Here is a 16,236-nt window from a genome sequence, read left to right on the forward strand (position 1 = left end):
CTCACCCTCGCACCACGTCGATTTCAGCGACGCGGTGCGCCGCCCAGGTGGCCAGCTGGCGAGGGGTCCACCCTTCCGCCAGCGCATCGGCCAAATCCCAGCCTTTCGGCTGGCCCGCGGGGTCCACCACGCGCATCGAGCGCACCCCGGCTTGCTTGAGCAACTGGGCGACCCCGACGTGGAAGCGTCCCGCGTAATCGCGGTGGCCGAGCATGGCCTGGCGGCCGGCGTCGTCCGCATCCGGCCAGAGCACCACGTCACGCTCGGCCAAGGGCGACCAGTCGACGTACGCCACGCCCTTGCCACCGCCGGCCCAGCTGACCGACACGTACATGGGCAGCGCGTCAGCGCCAGCCGCGCGACATTTCTCGCCCTCGGACAGCAGCACGGGTGCGCCCGGGCGATCTGCCAGCGCGTCAAGGCCGAACAAGGGCCGCGGCCGGGGAAAGGATTGAATGCACCACTGCATCGCTCCGTCAGGGCCGATGCACCAGGTCACCGTTGGGGTGATCTTTCCATCCTCGAACTCGCACCGTAGGACGTAGCCGATCAGCCGACCTTGGCTGTCGCGGTAGTCGAACGCGGTCACCGGCTTGAAGCGCGAGAACTTGCCGCGCTTCACGTTCCACACCGGTACGGTCCAGCCATCGCCCTGCACCAGCTCGGGGGCGTCGTCCGGGACGGGCATCAGCGGTACCCACTTGCCGCCCGCCTGTTCAACCTGGGGCGCCCGCTGCGCGGGACGGGCCTCCGGTGAGGGGCGGAATGCATCGCCGCCCAGACGTGCGCACGCTTCCTGGAACGTGATGTCCTCATAGCGCTGCAAGAAGTCGATCACGTCGTGGTGGGCACCGCAGCCGAAGCAGTGCACGAAGCCCTTGCTGGGCGAGACATAGAAGCTGGGCGTGCGCTCGTCGTGGAACGGGCACCGTCCCTTGTACTCGCGCCCGTCCTTCTTCAGGTCGACGTAGGCACCGACGACCTGGACGATGTCGACTTGCGCCCTCAGGGCGCCGACGTCGATCCGGTTCATCGCGCCCCCTTCTTGGAGGGCATGGCGGCCTTGCGCTTCGCGGCGCGGTACTGCACCCGCAGGTAGTCGGCAATGCGCTCGCGGCAGTTGCGCGGCGCCCCGCAGTCGCTGTGGAGGCAGGCGTCCGGCAGCGCGGCAATCTTGCCGGCCCAGGTGTCCAGGGGGCCCGCCGCAATCTCGAGCGCCTTGCCCATGCAATGGCTCACGCTCACTTCGCCGGCTCCAGCGCGAGGCAGCCTTGCGGCAGGCGCCTCGCCGCATCTTCCGCGGCCCACTGCGCGCGTTCTGCCAGCGCCTGTTCGTGGGTCATGCCAGTCGCCGGCGCCCGCAGGGCATCAAGGGCTCTTGTCATGCCGTCGAGCGCACGCCCCGAAGCCGGGTGCCGCAACGGCCGGTCGCCGGCGTGGACACCTCGCGGCAGGGCGCGGCGGGCGGCCATGATCAACGGCGCCACGCCCGCTGGTGCGCGGCCGCGGCCTCTTCGCCCTTCTGGCAAGGCACGCACAGCCGCGCACCCATCGCCTGCCGCACCGCCGCGATGGGCTCGCCGCAGTCGAGGTTCTCGCAGTGGGTCAGCCCCTGCGACCGCTCGCGCCGCGCGTGCGTTCGCAAGGCGTTCTCGGTGTGCAGCTCGTTCATGGCTTGCACCTGGTCCATCTGGTCAGGCATGTGCGGCGTCCCCCTCTGGCAGCAGTGCGGTGACCTGGCGGCGCATGCCCAACAGGGCGGCCATCAGGTCGTCGGATTCGTTGAGGATTCGCTTGGCGTGCGGCAGGTCGTCGGCATTGAGCTTGCCGTCCGCCAGCGCCGGGGCCAGCGCCTCCACCAGCTGCGCGAACTCGGTCGCCAGCGCGGCCATGCCCACGGCGGGGGCATGCGGGGCGTCCTCGATTGCAGCAATGGAGAGCCGGCCCCGGCGCTTGGCCAGGTCGCGCTCGCATGCGCTCCGGTAGGCCTCCGGCAGCGCCATAACCCATGCATCCTCGAGATCAGCGGGCAGCACCTTGACGGTGCCATCCATGTAGCGGCGAAGGGTCTGACCGTTCGCCTTCATCGCCGCGAGCAGGGCATCGCCCTCCCCCAGCTTGAACGGCACGTGGCGCACGTCGGGCGCCACGGTGGCGAGGTAGTGCTCGGCAACAGCCATGGCGAAGCTGTTGGCGTTGGTGGCCGTCTCATCGAGCATGCGGCGCGTGTAGCCGTATACCACCGACTGCCGCGGCGGCAGGAAATGAGGCGCGAGCTTCATGCGTATCGCCCCATGCGACACGCACCATGGGCGTCATGACAAACATGACCGCCCTGCCCCGCCGAACTCGCCTGACCGCCTTGCGTCACTTCCATGTCGACACGGGTCCTGGCCGGCTCGTAGCAGTCCTGATCAATTGTTCCCGCGGATCCGAAGTAAGCTTGGAGAGCGCGGATATCAACCCGAAAGCGAGAAGGAGGCACTCCGATGGACAAGACACTGCACGGCCTGGGTCCGCAGAGCATTCCATTGGCCGAATTTCCAACTTGGGCAGCAGAGCGCATCCAGCTCCACGAGACGCTGCTGGCGCGCCTCTTGGGAGAGGTGACTGCGATGAAGTACGGCCTCGGCATCGTCATGGGCTGTCACCCCTCGCCCGAGAAGCTCCTAGCAGCCTGGAATCGCGCAAGGCACGACCTAGTCGACGTAGAAATGGAAGGAGGCCTGTTCCAAGGGGCCGAGTATCGAGCGGCCTTCCAGGAACAGATGTCGTACCTGACCGAAGTGATGGAGGCCGCTGCGGGGAAGGATCAATCGATTGGCGATTGACCGACTTCCGCACGATTTCCAATAGCAGCGAATGCTGTCGCTCGAGCGCATCCTCGACTTCACCGAGGTCGAAGACGTTCACCACTTGCGCCGAATCCGTGGCTGAAGGTGCCTGGACCTTCGGTTCACTCAGGGCTCGTGCGGCCGATTCTGCCAGCATCGAGAACTGCGTATCCGTGAGGTGCGCACCGCCGAAGGTGATCTGGCCGAGGATCTCGCCTGCCGGCCCTTTACGAACCAGTACGCAGCGAACGAACCCTCCAGGTTGGGAGTCCATGCCCAGCACCATTTCAGGCGGCCTCCGGCGTCGGTGCGTCCGGCGTGGGGCCGAAGACGTCGGGCTTCAGTACGAATCGGAGCTTGAGGGCGTGGCGCTCTTGGATCGGCCCCTCAGGCCACTGGTAGACGGCGGATGGCGTGATCCGGAGCGCGTTTGCGAGCGCGGAGGCATTGCCTCCGTAAGCGGCAATCGCTTCAGCCTTTGAGATGGGCGGCATGTCCATGGGCAACGAGTATAAGCATGCTTATACGCTGCATGCAAGGGCGCTTACATTGGCTCCCTATAAGCTCGCTAACATGACTATGACCCTGGGCGAACGGCTCACGCATGCACGCGTCGAGTCTGGCTACAACGAACCTGCGATCGCCGCTCACAAGGCGGGCATCTCGCCGTCTGCGCTCTATCAACTCGAGGACGGCACGACGAAGTCGCTGAAGGGGACGACTGCCGTGCAACTCGGGAGGGTCTACACCGACTTCCGGATCGAGTGGCTCATTGACGGAAGCGGCCCCGCCAAGCGAGAGCGCATCGGTGTCGCTGACGAGCCCGCCACTTACGTCGCAGGTTCAGAGACACCCGTTGGATACGTTCGTCTCCCGCTACTGAACATGGAGGGGGACATGGGCTATGGCACCTACAGCGACGAGCAACCCGACGTCGTGAAGTTCCTGGACGTCGCCGAATGGTGGGCGCGCCAGAACCTCCCGCGAGACCTGGACCGCGTCAAGCTGATCAGCTCGCGTGGCGACAGCATGGCCGGTGTGATCAATCACGGCGACGTGGTCTTCGTCGACACCGGCATAGATCACTACGAAGGCGAAGGCATCTACGTCTTTAACTGGCAGGGCCGCGCCCTGATCAAGCGTCTCGTCCCCAATTTGCGGACGGGACGACTTCAGATCCAGTCCGCAAACCCGGCATACCCGCCCGAAGACGTCGCGCCAGAAGAAATCGAGCAACTACACATTGCCGGCCGGGTGGCGGCTTGGTGGACACTCCGCAACTTCTGATCTGGTGATCTCAGGCATAGGCCTGGCGGCCTGCCTGAGAACTTAGGCTCAAAGCCGACTACTTCTGTTGAGCTGCCAACAGTTCTTTGGCCGCCTCTCGGATAGCGCCGATGACACCTGCACCGACGAGGAACACCGCCCAAATGAGGAAGGTGACGCCGGCGAGGATCTCGTGAATCGCGCTCTTCGCCCCACCGAGTAGAAGCACGCCGCCGAAGAACGCGGCCAAGGAAATTAGCAAGAAAAGAATCTGCACTTCGGTCTCCCCCTGAGGCTGAATGCTCGACGATAGCAACGCCAGATATAAGCCCGCTTGCATGTCATGATGTAAGTGTGCTTATATTTTCCCTGCCGGCTCCCCCTAGGACCGGCAGGGCACCCGCCCCGGCCGACCCGATGCGGCCATAGGCGGACAGAGCCGGGCCCGGCGCGATCTCCCCCCGCGCCGGGCCCGGCCGCCCTTCATCTCCGATGGAGGCGCACATGTTCGACACTACCGACACCCGCGATCTCGAGGCCCAGCACCAGGCGGTGCTGGCGGCCCTCCCCCTCCCGATGGTCCCCGCCTGCGTGCGCGCCGTGCTGCGCACCACGGCCCGCGACCACATCTACGCCGAGGCCCACCGCAAGTCGGGCCAGGCGCAGCACCGTCTGCGGCACAACCGCCGCGGCAACCGGCTCCACCGCACCGCCCTGCGCACCGAAGCGCTGGCGGCCGAGCTGCTGGCGGAGGTGCGCTGATGGCCACCGTCATCCCGCTGCGCCCAATCGAGAACGCACTCGCGCAGGCCAACCGCCTGCCCTCCCCGCCCGACCGCCGCGCCTGCATTCGCGCCGTCCTGGCCGAGCTCAAGGCCGGCCGCAACGGCCAGGCCGTCGCCTTCCAGCTGCAGCGCACCCGGCACCACCTGGCGTCTCTGCAAGGCGGTGCGGCATGAGCGGGCATACGCCAGGGCCTTGGGCATGGGAGACAACTCCAAGCGGCGAAGTGCGCCTGCAGACCCCGGATCGGGGAAAGCTCTATGTGATGGGTTTCGCCAGGCAGGGTATGCAAGGGGCGCAACCAAGGTTTGCCCTCTGGGGCCACGGCGAGCGTGGTCGCCGCGGCGGGATCATGCATGACTTCGCTGACGCAGGCGGCGCAGACCATCCCGACGCGCGCCTGATCGCTACCGCACCTGATCTTTATGCATTCGCGCGTTCGTTCATCGACAAGATCGACGAGTTGGATGGCGAGCCTGGCCCAGGCATGCGCTGGCAAAGGGAGTACGCCACGGCAAAGGCCTTGATCGCTCAAATCGAAGGCGGTGCGTCATGACCCCCATGGACATCAAGCGCGAGTTCGCGTCCTTGGGGCCGGTACGCGAGCAGAGCGACCGCGAGTGGCTGCGGCTCTTCGGCGGCAACCCGCCGCCCGCATGGCCGCCTCAACCCACGCCGGCGCAAGCGCAGGATGGTGCGCGATGAGTGCCCGCCTACGCGCCTGGGCCGACTACTGGGTCCGCCTGACGGCCGCGTGGCTGGCCGACTGGTTCGATCTGGTGGCCGCCGACACCTGCCACACGATCGCCGGCCGACTGCGTGGGTGGGCGTCGCGATGACCGTCCTGATCACCGCCTACGTCTGCCTGTGCCTGGGCTTCTGCCTCGGCATGCGCACCGCCGCCGGCTTCTTCCACCTGGCGAACCGCAAGACCTCGACCGGAGGCCTCTGACCATGATCCAGCAAAGCCGTCCGCTCCCGGCGGACATCCCCACCTGCGTCCCGGGCCACCGCCCGCAGCTCGTCGAGACCCGCGGGGCCCCGGCGGGCCATCGCGTGGGCGCGCCCTGCCCGCCCCACTTCCACATCGAGTGCCACCGCTGCCGCGTGGCCACGGTCCCCTCGCCCAGCCGCGCCATCACCGAGCTGCGCTGGCGCGACCCGATGGGCCACATCCCGCTGTCCGACCTGCCCCGCGTGCGTGAACGCATTGCGGCGGTCGTCGCCGCCGCTGCCTGATCCCGAGGTTCCCATGACGACACTCCAGAGTCTGTCCCTGCTCCAGCGCCGCGCGCTTCTCGCAGCCCTGGCATCGCCCTCCCACAGCTTCACCCGGCAACGCGCCGGCTACGTCGCCGCCGGCGCGTACCCGAAGGCCAACCGCAGCCAGCCGCTGCAGGTGGAGACGTTCACCAAGCGCCTGATGCTGATGCTCGAGCGTGACTACCTGGTCGAGTCCGACCAGCCGGGCTTCCCGACCCGCTTCGCCCTGACGGCCAAGGGCCTGCAGCTGGCGCAGGCGATCGCCGAGGCGACGAAGGGCCCGCAGGCAGGTGCCGCATGATCCAGAAAGCTGCGTCCGCGCTCATCACCTGGGCCCGCCAACGTAAGCCGGACTTCGTGGTCGGCGGCGTCGAACAGCCCTACCTGCTGCGTTGGTTCCTGATCCCGCGCAATCCAGTGTTCAACGTCTACCTGCACTGCTTCCTGCGTGACGACGACGACCGTGCCCTACACGACCACCCATGGCCCTGGTGCAGCATCCTGCTGAGCGGTGGCTACATCGAGCACACGATTGCCGCAGGCGGCATCCATCGCCGCCGCGAGCGTAGCGCCCCCAGCATCAAGCTGAGCGGGCCACGCCGGGCGCACCGGATCGAGCTGCTGAAGATCCGCGACTTCGTCGCGAGCCAGCCCGGCAATGACACGCCAATCTCGTGCTGGACTCTGTTCATCACGGGGCCTCGCCTCCGTACCTGGGGCTTCCACTGCCCGGAGCGCGGCTGGGTGGACTGGCGCGAGTTTACTGATCCCAACGACAAGGGGATGACCGGACCGGGTTGCGGCGATCAGTCGGCGGAGCGCCAGGCATGACTACCGGCAAGCCAACCACCGCAGGCCGTGTGCGCACCTTCATAGCGGGCCGTGCGAACGGCGCCACCACGCGCGAGGTGCATCGCTTCCTGGTGGGAGAAGGCCCGAGCCGGACAACATCCTCAATGCTGGCCACCATGGTCAAGCACGGAAAGCTGGACAAGCGCGGCAACCGGTTCTTCACCAATGCCGCCAGCTTCGTCGACCGCCGCAGCGGCATGACCGTAGCCACGCCGAAACCTGAGCCCAAGCGCGTCGCGCTGGCGCTGCGCGCGGGAGAGGTCGCCGCGTCGACCAGGGCTGCGCCCAACCGCCTCCAGACCTCGCTGGCGGCGCCGCTCGCCACCGTCCGCGACGCCGCGCCGACCGTCGCGACGATGTGCTCGGCCGTCGAGGTCAAGAAGCCTCTGCGCGACACCCTCGCGCGCGATGTCGACGCCTTCCTGGCGCGCGGCGGCCGCGTGCAGACCTTCGCCATGGGCGAGACCGCCCACTCAATCGCCGAGCGCGAGCGGCAGGCCCAAGCCTTCCGGCGTGAGCGCAGCGAGATCCATCCCACGAAACGCGGCAAGCGTGCCGCCTGAGGACTGCCCATGTTCAACACGCACGACGCCGCGACTAGCGGCCCCGACCAACTCGACGCCCTCGCCGACCAGACCGAGGGACAGGGCCTGCAGGTCAGCGCCGAAGGCCTTCGTACCCTCGCGCGCGAGTGGCGGCGCGACCAGCACGCCCTGCAGGCCGCCGAGTCCAGCCTCGCGATCGCCGCCAAGCCCGAGCGTCTCCTGGCCCAGCTCGGTCGCGGCCGCAGCCACGCCATCACCCCTTCCAGCCGCTGAGGTCACCATGAACGCACAGGACGAGTACACCGATCTGCGAGCTGCCGCCAAGCGCGGCGCCCGTATCCAAGCCTGGCACCTGAAGCCTGGCGCTGTCTCTTCGGCCCAGGGCCACTGGGTGACGCTGCTGTCCACCCCGGAGCCGGCCTTCAGCTGCCCGGCCCATCTGTACCGCGTGCACCCGAACGACGTGGCGGAGGTGCCGGCATGAACGCCGTCGCTCCGCTCGCGCGCCCCGAAGCGGCGTCACTGCAGCGCATCGCGCTGGCCCACCTGCAGTTGTCACCGCTCAATGCCCGCAAGACCCAGGGCGAAGGCGTCGAGAACCTGGCCGCCAGCATCGAGGCGCACGGCCTGCTGCAGAACCTCACGGTCCTGCCGACCGATGAAGCGGGCACCTTCGAGGTGATCGCCGGCGGCCGCCGCCTCGCGGCCCTGCAGCTGCTCGACGCCCAGGGTCGCCTGCCGGCGACGCTGCGGGAGATCTCCTGCCTGGTGGTCGACGACGCCGACATCGCCGTGGAGGCATCGACGGCGGAGAACACGCTGCGCGAGGCCATGCACCCGGCCGACGAGTTCGACGCGTTCCGCCGTATGATCGACGCCGGCAAGCCGATCCCGGACATCGCCGCCCACTTCGGCGTCGCCGACCGCGTCGTCCGCCAGCGGCTGAAGCTGGCCAACGTCAATCCGGACCTGGTGCAGGTCTACCGCGACGGTAGGATGACGCTCGAGCAGCTGCAGGTGCTGGCGCTGACCGACAACCACGACCTGCAGAAGCAGGCTTGGGGCAAGAACCGCCAGGACTACGAGCGGAGCCCCTACCAGCTGCGCCAGTTCCTCACCCAGAGCGACGTGTCGGCAGACGAGGCCCTCGCGAAGTTCGTGGGGCTGGAGGCCTACGAGCAGGCCGGCGGAACCGTGCGCCGCGACCTCTTCAGCGATCGCGCCTGGTTGACCGACCGGGCCCTCTTGGACCAACTGGCCATGGATCGCCTCGAGCAGGCCGCACAGGCGCTGCGCGACGCGGGCTGGTCGTGGGTCGAGGCGCGCATCGACCTGGACTACGCGACACGTGCCGAGTTCCCGGCTGTCGATGATCGCGGGGTCGAACTCACACATGCGACGCCCGAAGACGCCTCGCGGGAGACCGAGATTGAGGCGCGCCTCCAAGCCCTGGACAAGGGTGAGAAGGATGACGGGGAGAACGAGTACTGGGACCTTCAGGAGGAGCTCGACGAGATCGCCGCGCGCAAACGCGAGATCTGGCCCGAGCGGATCATGGCGCAGGCAGGTGCGCTGGTCACGGTCGGTAGCGGCGGTGTCGCGATCACCTATGGCCGCCTGAAGCCCGGCGAGAAGCTGGGCAAGAGCGGCGCGGTCACCGGCGGGGCCGATCCGAGTGCGCCGGCCAAGCCGAAGGCACTGACGCTCAGCGCGGCCGTCCTGCGCAACCTCAGCGCCCATCGCAGCGAAGAGGCACGCCACCACGTGAGCCGGGACCCCCAGCTCGCGCTGGCGCTGCTGGTCGACCGCTTCGCCTCGGACCTGGCCGGCAATTTCAGTCACGCGCGACTCCTCACCGCGACCGGGGGCCGGGGCGCCGATGCCGCGGCGATCGCGCCTGACAACTACAACGCGCTGCGTCCCAAGAGTGAGGCGGCGGAGGCCTGCCGCAAGAAGATGCCCCGCGCCAAGCGACTGACATGGCTGATCAAGCAACCGCAGCAGGACCTGCTCGACATGCTCGCCGACCTGGTCGCCCAGAGCTTCGATGGCATGACCGACCACGAGCGTGGCCACGCCGGCGTCCAGGAGCTGCATGAGGCCATCGGCTTCGAGATGGCGGAGCGATGGAACCCCGGCTGCGACAACTTCGTGGCCCGCGTTCCGAAGCCCTACCTGCTGGCAGCGATCGCCGAGGCCAAGGGCAAGGACGTCGCCAAGTCGCTCGAGGGCCTGAAGAAGGGCGAGCTGGCGGCCGAGGCAGCCAAGCTGCTGGCTGGTACCGGCTGGCTGCCCAAGACGCTGCGCGGCCCGAGCTACGGCAACGCGGCGAAGGGCAAGGCCACCAAGAAGCCGACCAAGAAGGCCGCCAAAGCGCCCGCCAAGAAGCGCGCCGCGGCTGCCAAGCCCAAGGCCAAGAAGGCGAGCAAGGCCGCGTGAGCACGCCGCAGCTCGACCTGTTCGCCGCGCCTCCGCCGGCGCCGCCGGCGGAGGTTCAAGCGCCTGCCCATGGCGTCACGTACAGCGTGGTCCCCAAGGGCGAGCGCTTTGTCATCAACTGGCACTCAGGAGACGCCCACGGCGTGGTCGGCGGCATCTACGCCTCGGTCCAGGAGGCCGAGGCCTGCATTGCGTTCCGCATTGAGCTCAAGGCCGCCGGCATCCAAGACCCACGGCCGTGGATGCGCGTGCCACCGGAAGGGCCTATCACGTGAGCCGATCCGCCTCCCGTCGCTGCCTGAACTTCGCCGTGAACCGCATGACGGACGCGGCGCTCGCCGCGAACATCGCCGACCTCGCCAAGCGGATACCCGCCATGCAGGCGCTGCTGGCGGCCGCGCGCCGCGAGAAGTCCAGGCGCGGTAAGCGACAGCGCGCCGCCGGCGTCGACCAGGGAGACGGGGAGTGAGCAGCCGCGCTCCCTACAACGACGACGAGATCGAGACCGTGCGCATCAACTACGCGGACTGGCCGAACTTCCTGATCGCGTACGTCGTCGGCCGCTCGGTATCGAGCGTGCACTACCTAGCCAACAAGCTCGGCTTGCGCAAGGGGCCGGGCTTCCACCGCAATCCGCACGCCCACCTCTGGGCGACCTGGGCACGCCCGAACGCCGTGGCCTGCCGGTTCAAGCGCAACCATGTGCCGCACAACAAGGGCGTGCGACGTCCGCCAGGTTGGGCGCCGGGTCGAATGGCCGAAACCCAGTTCAAGAAGGGACACCGCGGCGGACGTGCAAGGGAGGTGTACCAGCCGATCGGCGCCACTCGAATCTCAAAGGACGGCTACCTGCAGCGCAAGGTCAACGACGACATGCCGCTCCAGCACCGCTGGCGCGCCGTGCACGTGCTGCTGTGGGAGGAGCACCGCGGACCGGTGCCGCCCGGCCACCAGGTCGGTTTCCTCAACGGCGACAAGTCCGATATCCGGATCGAGAACCTCGAGCTGGTGAGCCAAGGCGAGCGCATGCGCCGCAACTCCATACACAACCTGCCCGCGCCGTTGAAGCGGGTGATACATCAGCGCGCCGGCCTGGTGCGCTCCATCAACCATCGCCGTCGGAAGACCACGCCATGACCCACACCGTTGAAGAGCTTCGTACCGCTCTGTTCGAGACCCTGGACCAGCTGCGCAACGACAAGATCAGTCTCGAGAAAGCCAAGGGCGTCGCCGATGTCGCCCAGACCATCATCAACTCGGCCAAGGTCGAGGTGGACATGATCAAGGCCGTCGGGACGAAGCGCCTGCGCCCCACCGGCTTCGTCGGTGAGCTCATCGAGCACGACCCCGGCCGGCCCACCATCCAAGGATCCGCGACGCAGCCCGTGGCTGGCCGCGGCCTGCCGCCGGTGGGGCCGCGAGGGGCTATCTAGATGTCTGAGCACGCAGCACCTGATGTCGTCGCAATCCTGGCGGCGATGGTCGAAGGCGAGCGTTGGCTATGCGCTGACGCAGCAGCGGCATACCTTGGCCAGATGCCGCGCAAGACGTTCTTGGAGTTCGCAGCGAAGCCTGGCTTCCCCGCGCCGGCGAGGATCGGCAAGCGGCGCGTGTGGAGGAAGTCGGAGCTGGACGACTGGGCGGAGAAGCTGCGAGCCCGCCAGCAGCGCGAGAAGGCCGCCTAGGCCCCACCTACGCCCCAAGATCGCGGGAAACGTAGACGGGCCAAGGGGGATTGGTGCCGGAGATAGGAATCGAACCTACGACCCCATCATTACGAATGACGTGCTCTACCAACTGAGCTACTCCGGCGTGGAGCATGCCGCCTTGCGAAGCGCGGCGCCGCGGCGGGCCGCGGGAGCTGAATTCTAGGCGGGGCCGGCGCCCGGGTCAATCGAAAGCTGGGCCGGGCGCCCATGGCGGGCGGCTCAGTCCACGAGCTGGACGCGCAGCTCCTTGGGCAAGGCGAAGACCATGCTCTCGGGTTCGCCGCTGAGCTCGGCGACGTGGGCGGCGCCCAGTTCCCGCAGGCGCTCGATCACGCCGCGGACCAGCACTTCGGGCGCCGAGGCGCCGGCAGTGATGCCGATGCGCGTGCGTCCCTCCACCCAGCGCGGGTCGATCTCGATCGCGCCGTCGATGAGGTGGGCCTCGACGCCCTCGCGCTCGGCCAGCTCGCGCAGGCGGTTGGAATTGGAGCTGTTCACCGAGCCCACCACCAGCACCAGGTCGCATTCGGCGGCCAGCTCGCGCACGGCGTCCTGGCGGTTCTGGGTGGCGTAGCAGATGTCGTCGTTGCGGGGGCCCTGGATGGCCGGGAAGCGCCGCTTGAGGGCCGCGATCACCGCCTGGGTGTCGTCCACCGACAAGGTGGTCTGGGTGGTGTACGCGAGGTGCTCGGGCTGGCCGACCTGCACCCGCTCGACGTCATCCACGTCCTCGATCAGGTAGATGTTGCCCTTGCCCTTCTCCCGCTGCCATTGCCCCATGGTGCCCTCGACCTCGGGGTGGCCGGCGTGGCCGATGAGGATGACGTCGTTGCCGGCGCGGCAGTGGCGCGAGACCTCGAAATGGACCTTGGTCACCAGCGGGCAGGTGGCATCGAACACCTTCAAGCCGCGACGGTCGGCCTCCTCGCGCACGGCCTTGGACACGCCATGGGCGCTGAAGATGACCGTGGCACCATCGGGCACTTCGTCGAGCTCTTCGACGAACACCGCGCCACGGCGCTTGAGGTCGTCGACCACGAAGCGGTTGTGGACGACCTCGTGCCGTACGTAGATCGGCGCGCCCAGCGTCTCGATCGCGCGCTTGACGATCTCGATGGCGCGGTCGACGCCGGCGCAGAAACCTCGGGGATTGGCGAGCAGTACGTCCATGGGATCCAAGCGGGAGGGCGATGGCCTGCACGCGGGGTGCGGCCGACAAGCGACAGTGTAACGCCGACTCAGTCGGCCTGCGCCTGGCGCGAACCGCTGAACAGGCCGTGCACGGCGATGCCGATGGCGCCGGCGACGATGGCCGAATCGGCGATGTTGAACGCCGGCCAGAAATGGTCCTGCCAGTGCCACTGGATGAAGTCGACCACGTGTCCGTGCATGAAGCGGTCGATCACGTTGCCGATCGCCCCGCCGATGACCAGCGCGTAGGGCGCGGCGGTCTTCCAGTCCCGGCGCGGCGTGCGCGACAGCCAGTAGCCCAGCAGTCCGCAGATGCCGGCCGCCAGGACGGTGAAGAAATACTTCTGCCAGCCGCCGGCATCGCTGAGGAAGCTGAACGCCGCGCCCGTGTTGTAGGTGCGGTACCAGTTCCAGAAGCCATCGATCACCGGGATGGCGGTGTACTCCGGCAGCGACGAGAGCACCCAGGCCTTGCTCCACTGGTCCAGGACGACGACCAGCACCGAGAGGGCCAGCCAGGCCAGCGCATCGGGGCGGGGACGCGGCGCGGCCATCAGAACCACCGCCTGTCTTCGCCGTCGCCGTCGACGTTGCTTGCGCAGCGTCCGCACAGCAGCGGATGGGCCTCGACCTGGCCAACGTCGGCGCGATGGTGCCAGCAGCGCACGCACTTGGACTTGGTGGTGGGTTCGGCTTCGACCCGGACGTCCTTGGCGTCGTCGTCGGCGACGACCTCGACGTCGCCACTGATGAAGAGGAAACGCAGTTCGTCGGCCAGCGGCGCAAGCCAGTTCTGGTCGGCCACCCCGCAGGACAGGCGGATCTCGGCCTCGAGCGCGGCGCCGATGCGACCGGCGGCACGCATGGGTTCGAGCACCCCGCTGACGTCCTCGCGAAGCTCCAGCAGGCGCTCGAAGCGCGCCGGGGACAGCGCCGCATCGTCGGCCATCGGTGCCAGCCCCTCGTACCAGGTGGCGAACAGCACGTTGGCCTCGCGCGTGCCCTGGGCCGGCGCAGGCAGGTAACCCCACAATTCGTCGGCGGTGAAGCCCAGCACCGGCGCGATCCATCGGACGAAGGCTTCGATCACGTGGTACATCGCGGTCTGCGCCGAACGCCGGCCGCGCGAGTCTTCCTGCATCGTGTACAGGCGGTCCTTGGTCACGTCCAGGTAGATCGAGCCCAGGTCGACGCTGCAGAAGTTCAGCAGCGCCTGGACGATCTCGGCGAAGTCGTAACGGGCATAGGCGTCCTTGATGGTTTCCTGCAGCTGCCAGGCGCGATGCAGGATCCAGCGGTCGAGCGCGACCATGTCGTCGACCGCCACCAGGTCGCGCCCGGGTTCGAAGCCGTGCAGGTTGCCCAGCAGGAAGCGCGCGGTATTGCGGATGCGGCGGTAGGCATCGGCGTTGCGCTTGAGGATCTCCTGCGACAACGACATCTCGTTGCTGTAGTCGACCGAGGCGATCCACAGGCGCAGGATGTCCGCGCCCAGGGTCTTCATGATGTCCTGGGGCTCGATCCCGTTGCCCAGCGACTTGGACATCTTGCGGCCCTTCTCGTCGACCGTGAACCCGTGCGTCAGGCATTGGCGGTAGGGCGCGGCCCTGTCGATCGCCACACCCGTCAGCAACGAGGACTGGAACCAGCCGCGGTGCTGGTCCGAGCCTTCCAGGTAGAGGTCGGCCGGCTTGCCGAATCCGCGCTCGAGCAGGACGCATTCGTGGGTGACGCCCGAGTCGAACCAGACGTCCAGGATGTCGGTGATCTTCTCGTAGTCGCCGGCTTCGGTGCCCAGCAGCTCCGTCGTGTCGAGGGTGTACCAGACATCGACGCCGCCCTGCTCCACCCGGTCGGCCACCTGGCGCATCAGGTCGGTGCTGCGCGGGTGAGGCTCGCCCGTCTCGCGATGGACGAACAGTGCGATCGGCACGCCCCAGGTGCGCTGGCGCGAGATCGTCCAGTCCGGACGCCCTTCGACCATGCCGGCGATGCGCGCCTGGCCCCACTTCGGGTACCACTCGACCTCGTCGATCGCGGCCAGCGCATCGGCGCGCAGGTTCGCCTGGTCCATCGAGATGAACCACTGCGGCGTCGCCCGGAAGGCGATCGGGGTCTTGTGGCGCCAGCAGTGCGGATAGCTGTGCTCGAGCTTCGCGAACGCCAGCAGGTGGCCGTTCGCGCGCAGCGCCTCGACGATCGCGTCGTTGGCCTTCCAGATGTGCTGGCCGGCCAGCACGGTGTCGCCGGCCGGCGGCGTCGACGGCAGGTACACGCCGCGACCGTCGACGGGATTGAGCTCGGCTGCGGTGTACGTGTCGAGCAGGCCGTACTGCTTGCTGGCGACGTAGTCCTCCTGGCCGTGGCCGGGCGCCGTGTGCACCGCGCCGGTACCGTCCTCGGCGGACACGTGTTCGCCCAGGATCAACGGGATGTCGCGGTCGGCGTAGAAGGGATGCTCGAGGACCTGGCCTTCGAGCGCGGCGCCGGCGACGCGGCCGTGCACGACTGCCTCGTGCACGCCGTAGCGCGCGAGTGCCTTGTCGACCAGCGCCTCGGCGACGACGAGCCAACGGCGGCGCCCGCCGCTCGCAGGACCTTCGACCAGGGCATAGCCCAGGTCCGGCCCGATCGAGATGGCCAGCGACGCCGGCAGGGTCCACGGCGTGGTGGTCCAGATCGGCACGGCGATGTCGACGTCCGCCGGGTGCAGCGCGCCGAAGAGCTTGGCCATCGCGGCAGGGTCGCGCGCGAGGTACGCCACGTCGATCGCCGGCGACACCTTGTCCTGGTACTCGATCTCGGCCTCGGCCAGGGCCGAGCCGCAGTCGAAGCACCAGTGCACCGGTTTCACGCCGCGGGTCAGGTGGCCGTTGTCGATCACCTTGGCCAGCGCGCGCATCTCGTTGGCCTCGAAGCGGAAATCGAGGCTCTTGTACGGGTTGTCCCAGTCGCCGACGACGCCCAGGCGCTTGAAGTCGCGACGCTGGATGTCGATCTGCTCGTTGGCGTAGTCGCGGCACTTCTGCCGGAACTCCACCGCGTCGAGCTTCACCCCGACCTTGCCGAACTTCTTCTCGATCGCGATCTCGATCGGCAGGCCGTGGCAGTCCCAGCCCGGCACGTAGGGGGCATCGAAGCCCGCCAGGTACTTGGACTTGACGATGATGTCCTTGAGGATCTTGTTCACCGCGTGGCCGAGGTGGATCGCCCCGTTGGCGTACGGCGGACCGTCGTGGAGCACGAACAACGGGCGTCCGGCGGCCTGCTCGCGCAGGCGCTGGTACAGCCCCTCCTCTTCCCAGCGGGCCAGCGTCGCGGGCTCGCGCTTGGGCAGGTCGCCGCGCATGGGGA

The 16,236-nt window shown here is 68.2% G+C and carries 28 protein-coding genes and 1 tRNA gene; 19 read left to right on the top strand and 10 right to left on the bottom strand.

Annotation, left to right across the window (positions count from 1 at the left end; all coding sequences use genetic code 11):
• Position 1: 1 nt before the first annotated feature.
• The 4 genes from H4F98_RS15090 to H4F98_RS15105 all read right to left on the bottom strand — a co-directional run bounded on the left by H4F98_RS15090 (position 2) and on the right by H4F98_RS15105 (position 2,282).
• Entirely contained in the window at positions 2 to 1,033 is a 1,032-nt protein-coding gene (locus H4F98_RS15090; RefSeq protein ID WP_182688665.1) for a CHC2 zinc finger domain-containing protein, read from the bottom strand.
• Positions 1,030 to 1,245: a hypothetical protein gene (locus H4F98_RS15095; RefSeq protein WP_182688666.1), complete on the bottom strand. Its 216-nt coding sequence runs from the start codon at positions 1,243 to 1,245 to the stop codon at positions 1,030 to 1,032. The genes H4F98_RS15090 and H4F98_RS15095 overlap by 4 nt, the downstream gene beginning before the upstream one ends.
• Positions 1,246 to 1,474: 229 nt before the next feature.
• The gene (locus tag H4F98_RS15100) at positions 1,475 to 1,672 is read right to left on the bottom strand and encodes a TraR/DksA C4-type zinc finger protein (RefSeq protein WP_211345341.1); all 198 of its coding nucleotides are present in this window, start codon (positions 1,670 to 1,672) and stop codon (positions 1,475 to 1,477) included.
• A 22-nt stretch (positions 1,673 to 1,694) separates the two neighbouring features.
• Positions 1,695 to 2,282: a hypothetical protein gene (locus tag H4F98_RS15105; RefSeq protein WP_182688667.1), complete on the bottom strand. Its 588-nt coding sequence runs from the start codon at positions 2,280 to 2,282 to the stop codon at positions 1,695 to 1,697.
• A 207-nt stretch (positions 2,283 to 2,489) separates the two neighbouring features.
• On the opposite strand from H4F98_RS15105, the gene H4F98_RS15110 reads away from it, so the two are divergent.
• The gene (locus tag H4F98_RS15110; protein ID WP_182688668.1) at positions 2,490 to 2,831 is read left to right on the top strand and encodes a hypothetical protein; all 342 of its coding nucleotides are present in this window, start codon (positions 2,490 to 2,492) and stop codon (positions 2,829 to 2,831) included.
• Positions 2,832 to 3,121: 290 nt separating this feature from the next.
• Here H4F98_RS15110 and H4F98_RS17070 read toward each other — a convergent pair whose 3' ends face one another.
• On the bottom strand, positions 3,122 to 3,334 hold the full coding sequence (locus H4F98_RS17070; protein WP_220479242.1) for a Cro/CI family transcriptional regulator: 213 nt from the start codon (positions 3,332 to 3,334) through the stop codon (positions 3,122 to 3,124).
• On the opposite strand from H4F98_RS17070, the gene H4F98_RS15115 reads away from it, so the two are divergent.
• On the top strand, positions 3,327 to 4,121 hold the full coding sequence (locus H4F98_RS15115) for a helix-turn-helix transcriptional regulator (RefSeq protein WP_182688669.1): 795 nt from the start codon (positions 3,327 to 3,329) through the stop codon (positions 4,119 to 4,121). The two genes, H4F98_RS17070 and H4F98_RS15115, sit on opposite strands and share 8 nt — an antisense overlap.
• Before the next feature lie 58 nt (positions 4,122 to 4,179).
• Here H4F98_RS15115 and H4F98_RS15120 read toward each other — a convergent pair whose 3' ends face one another.
• Positions 4,180 to 4,377: a hypothetical protein gene (locus H4F98_RS15120; RefSeq protein WP_182688670.1), complete on the bottom strand. Its 198-nt coding sequence runs from the start codon at positions 4,375 to 4,377 to the stop codon at positions 4,180 to 4,182.
• 227 nt (positions 4,378 to 4,604) lie between these two features.
• Between H4F98_RS15120 and H4F98_RS15125 the strand changes: the two genes are divergently transcribed.
• The 17 genes from H4F98_RS15125 to H4F98_RS15205 all read left to right on the top strand — a co-directional run bounded on the left by H4F98_RS15125 (position 4,605) and on the right by H4F98_RS15205 (position 11,667).
• Positions 4,605 to 4,862: a hypothetical protein gene (locus tag H4F98_RS15125; RefSeq protein WP_182688671.1), complete on the top strand. Its 258-nt coding sequence runs from the start codon at positions 4,605 to 4,607 to the stop codon at positions 4,860 to 4,862.
• On the top strand, positions 4,862 to 5,059 hold the full coding sequence (locus H4F98_RS15130) for a hypothetical protein (protein WP_182688672.1): 198 nt from the start codon (positions 4,862 to 4,864) through the stop codon (positions 5,057 to 5,059). Before H4F98_RS15125 ends, H4F98_RS15130 begins: the two co-directional genes overlap by 1 nt.
• Before the next feature lie 50 nt (positions 5,060 to 5,109).
• Positions 5,110 to 5,439, top strand: coding sequence for a hypothetical protein (locus H4F98_RS15135; RefSeq protein ID WP_182688673.1), 330 nt, complete (start codon positions 5,110 to 5,112; stop codon positions 5,437 to 5,439).
• Complete coding sequence (locus tag H4F98_RS15140; protein ID WP_182688674.1) at positions 5,436 to 5,588, top strand: hypothetical protein; 153 nt, start codon at positions 5,436 to 5,438, stop codon at positions 5,586 to 5,588. Before H4F98_RS15135 ends, H4F98_RS15140 begins: the two co-directional genes overlap by 4 nt.
• A complete protein-coding gene (locus tag H4F98_RS15145) occupies positions 5,585 to 5,722 on the top strand; it encodes a hypothetical protein (RefSeq protein ID WP_182688675.1) in 138 nt (45 codons plus the stop codon). The genes H4F98_RS15140 and H4F98_RS15145 overlap by 4 nt, the downstream gene beginning before the upstream one ends.
• Before the next feature lie 115 nt (positions 5,723 to 5,837).
• Complete coding sequence (locus H4F98_RS15150; RefSeq protein WP_182688676.1) at positions 5,838 to 6,122, top strand: hypothetical protein; 285 nt, start codon at positions 5,838 to 5,840, stop codon at positions 6,120 to 6,122.
• 13 nt (positions 6,123 to 6,135) lie between these two features.
• A complete protein-coding gene (locus tag H4F98_RS15155) occupies positions 6,136 to 6,447 on the top strand; it encodes a hypothetical protein (protein ID WP_182688677.1) in 312 nt (103 codons plus the stop codon).
• The gene (locus tag H4F98_RS15160) at positions 6,444 to 6,977 is read left to right on the top strand and encodes a hypothetical protein (RefSeq protein ID WP_182688678.1); all 534 of its coding nucleotides are present in this window, start codon (positions 6,444 to 6,446) and stop codon (positions 6,975 to 6,977) included. Before H4F98_RS15155 ends, H4F98_RS15160 begins: the two co-directional genes overlap by 4 nt.
• Positions 6,974 to 7,561 (top strand): hypothetical protein, encoded by a 588-nt coding sequence (locus H4F98_RS15165; protein WP_182688679.1) that lies wholly within the window; start codon positions 6,974 to 6,976, stop codon positions 7,559 to 7,561. Before H4F98_RS15160 ends, H4F98_RS15165 begins: the two co-directional genes overlap by 4 nt.
• Positions 7,562 to 7,570: 9 nt before the next feature.
• Complete coding sequence (locus H4F98_RS15170) at positions 7,571 to 7,816, top strand: hypothetical protein (RefSeq protein WP_182688680.1); 246 nt, start codon at positions 7,571 to 7,573, stop codon at positions 7,814 to 7,816.
• Between the two features lie 7 nt (positions 7,817 to 7,823).
• Positions 7,824 to 8,027 carry a hypothetical protein gene (locus tag H4F98_RS15175; protein ID WP_182688681.1) on the top strand — a complete coding sequence of 68 codons (204 nt, stop codon included), beginning with the start codon at positions 7,824 to 7,826 and terminating at the stop codon, positions 8,025 to 8,027.
• The gene (locus H4F98_RS15180) at positions 8,024 to 9,982 is read left to right on the top strand and encodes a ParB/RepB/Spo0J family partition protein (RefSeq protein ID WP_182688682.1); all 1,959 of its coding nucleotides are present in this window, start codon (positions 8,024 to 8,026) and stop codon (positions 9,980 to 9,982) included. Before H4F98_RS15175 ends, H4F98_RS15180 begins: the two co-directional genes overlap by 4 nt.
• On the top strand, positions 9,979 to 10,257 hold the full coding sequence (locus H4F98_RS15185) for a hypothetical protein (RefSeq protein WP_182688683.1): 279 nt from the start codon (positions 9,979 to 9,981) through the stop codon (positions 10,255 to 10,257). Before H4F98_RS15180 ends, H4F98_RS15185 begins: the two co-directional genes overlap by 4 nt.
• Positions 10,254 to 10,451, top strand: coding sequence for a hypothetical protein (locus tag H4F98_RS15190; RefSeq protein ID WP_182688684.1), 198 nt, complete (start codon positions 10,254 to 10,256; stop codon positions 10,449 to 10,451). Before H4F98_RS15185 ends, H4F98_RS15190 begins: the two co-directional genes overlap by 4 nt.
• Positions 10,448 to 11,119 (top strand): HNH endonuclease, encoded by a 672-nt coding sequence (locus tag H4F98_RS17000; protein WP_182688685.1) that lies wholly within the window; start codon positions 10,448 to 10,450, stop codon positions 11,117 to 11,119. Before H4F98_RS15190 ends, H4F98_RS17000 begins: the two co-directional genes overlap by 4 nt.
• Positions 11,116 to 11,415, top strand: coding sequence for a hypothetical protein (locus tag H4F98_RS15200; RefSeq protein WP_182688686.1), 300 nt, complete (start codon positions 11,116 to 11,118; stop codon positions 11,413 to 11,415). Before H4F98_RS17000 ends, H4F98_RS15200 begins: the two co-directional genes overlap by 4 nt.
• Positions 11,416 to 11,667 (top strand): helix-turn-helix transcriptional regulator, encoded by a 252-nt coding sequence (locus H4F98_RS15205; RefSeq protein ID WP_182688687.1) that lies wholly within the window; start codon positions 11,416 to 11,418, stop codon positions 11,665 to 11,667.
• 51 nt (positions 11,668 to 11,718) lie between these two features.
• On the opposite strand, the gene H4F98_RS15210 is transcribed toward H4F98_RS15205, so the two are convergent.
• The 4 genes from H4F98_RS15210 to ileS all read right to left on the bottom strand — a co-directional run bounded on the left by H4F98_RS15210 (position 11,719) and on the right by ileS (position 16,231).
• Positions 11,719 to 11,794 (bottom strand) — tRNA-Thr (locus H4F98_RS15210).
• Positions 11,795 to 11,910: 116 nt separating this feature from the next.
• Positions 11,911 to 12,861: a 4-hydroxy-3-methylbut-2-enyl diphosphate reductase gene (gene ispH / locus H4F98_RS15215; RefSeq protein ID WP_182688688.1), complete on the bottom strand. Its 951-nt coding sequence runs from the start codon at positions 12,859 to 12,861 to the stop codon at positions 11,911 to 11,913.
• 68 nt (positions 12,862 to 12,929) lie between these two features.
• Positions 12,930 to 13,436, bottom strand: coding sequence for a signal peptidase II (lspA, locus tag H4F98_RS15220; protein ID WP_182688689.1), 507 nt, complete (start codon positions 13,434 to 13,436; stop codon positions 12,930 to 12,932).
• Positions 13,436 to 16,231: an isoleucine--tRNA ligase gene (gene ileS / locus H4F98_RS15225; RefSeq protein ID WP_220479249.1), complete on the bottom strand. Its 2,796-nt coding sequence runs from the start codon at positions 16,229 to 16,231 to the stop codon at positions 13,436 to 13,438. Before ileS ends, lspA begins: the two co-directional genes overlap by 1 nt.
• Positions 16,232 to 16,236 lie beyond the last annotated feature (5 nt).

Origin of the sequence: Marilutibacter spongiae, from assembly GCF_014145325.1 — a bacterium.
GTDB classification, from domain to species: Bacteria; Pseudomonadota; Gammaproteobacteria; order Xanthomonadales; family Xanthomonadaceae; genus Marilutibacter; species Marilutibacter spongiae.

Coding starts and splice junctions, on each gene's coding strand:
- H4F98_RS15100 (WP_211345341.1), bottom strand. CDS start 1,672: ATGAACGAGCTGCACACCGAGAACGCCTTGCGAACGCACGCGCGGCGC.
- H4F98_RS15165 (WP_182688679.1), top strand. CDS start 6,974: ATGACTACCGGCAAGCCAACCACCGCAGGCCGTGTGCGCACCTTCATA.
- H4F98_RS15105 (WP_182688667.1), bottom strand. CDS start 2,282: ATGAAGCTCGCGCCTCATTTCCTGCCGCCGCGGCAGTCGGTGGTATAC.
- H4F98_RS17070 (WP_220479242.1), bottom strand. CDS start 3,334: ATGGACATGCCGCCCATCTCAAAGGCTGAAGCGATTGCCGCTTACGGA.
- H4F98_RS15150 (WP_182688676.1), top strand. CDS start 5,838: ATGATCCAGCAAAGCCGTCCGCTCCCGGCGGACATCCCCACCTGCGTC.
- H4F98_RS15170 (WP_182688680.1), top strand. CDS start 7,571: ATGTTCAACACGCACGACGCCGCGACTAGCGGCCCCGACCAACTCGAC.
- H4F98_RS15175 (WP_182688681.1), top strand. CDS start 7,824: ATGAACGCACAGGACGAGTACACCGATCTGCGAGCTGCCGCCAAGCGC.
- H4F98_RS15200 (WP_182688686.1), top strand. CDS start 11,116: ATGACCCACACCGTTGAAGAGCTTCGTACCGCTCTGTTCGAGACCCTG.
- H4F98_RS15160 (WP_182688678.1), top strand. CDS start 6,444: ATGATCCAGAAAGCTGCGTCCGCGCTCATCACCTGGGCCCGCCAACGT.
- H4F98_RS15140 (WP_182688674.1), top strand. CDS start 5,436: ATGACCCCCATGGACATCAAGCGCGAGTTCGCGTCCTTGGGGCCGGTA.
- H4F98_RS15090 (WP_182688665.1), bottom strand. CDS start 1,033: ATGAACCGGATCGACGTCGGCGCCCTGAGGGCGCAAGTCGACATCGTC.
- H4F98_RS15180 (WP_182688682.1), top strand. CDS start 8,024: ATGAACGCCGTCGCTCCGCTCGCGCGCCCCGAAGCGGCGTCACTGCAG.
- H4F98_RS15130 (WP_182688672.1), top strand. CDS start 4,862: ATGGCCACCGTCATCCCGCTGCGCCCAATCGAGAACGCACTCGCGCAG.
- H4F98_RS15145 (WP_182688675.1), top strand. CDS start 5,585: ATGAGTGCCCGCCTACGCGCCTGGGCCGACTACTGGGTCCGCCTGACG.
- H4F98_RS15110 (WP_182688668.1), top strand. CDS start 2,490: ATGGACAAGACACTGCACGGCCTGGGTCCGCAGAGCATTCCATTGGCC.
- H4F98_RS15115 (WP_182688669.1), top strand. CDS start 3,327: ATGTCCATGGGCAACGAGTATAAGCATGCTTATACGCTGCATGCAAGG.
- H4F98_RS15155 (WP_182688677.1), top strand. CDS start 6,136: ATGACGACACTCCAGAGTCTGTCCCTGCTCCAGCGCCGCGCGCTTCTC.
- H4F98_RS15205 (WP_182688687.1), top strand. CDS start 11,416: ATGTCTGAGCACGCAGCACCTGATGTCGTCGCAATCCTGGCGGCGATG.
- lspA (WP_182688689.1), bottom strand. CDS start 13,436: ATGGCCGCGCCGCGTCCCCGCCCCGATGCGCTGGCCTGGCTGGCCCTC.
- ispH (WP_182688688.1), bottom strand. CDS start 12,861: ATGGACGTACTGCTCGCCAATCCCCGAGGTTTCTGCGCCGGCGTCGAC.
- ileS (WP_220479249.1), bottom strand. CDS start 16,231: ATGCGCGGCGACCTGCCCAAGCGCGAGCCCGCGACGCTGGCCCGCTGG.
- H4F98_RS15125 (WP_182688671.1), top strand. CDS start 4,605: ATGTTCGACACTACCGACACCCGCGATCTCGAGGCCCAGCACCAGGCG.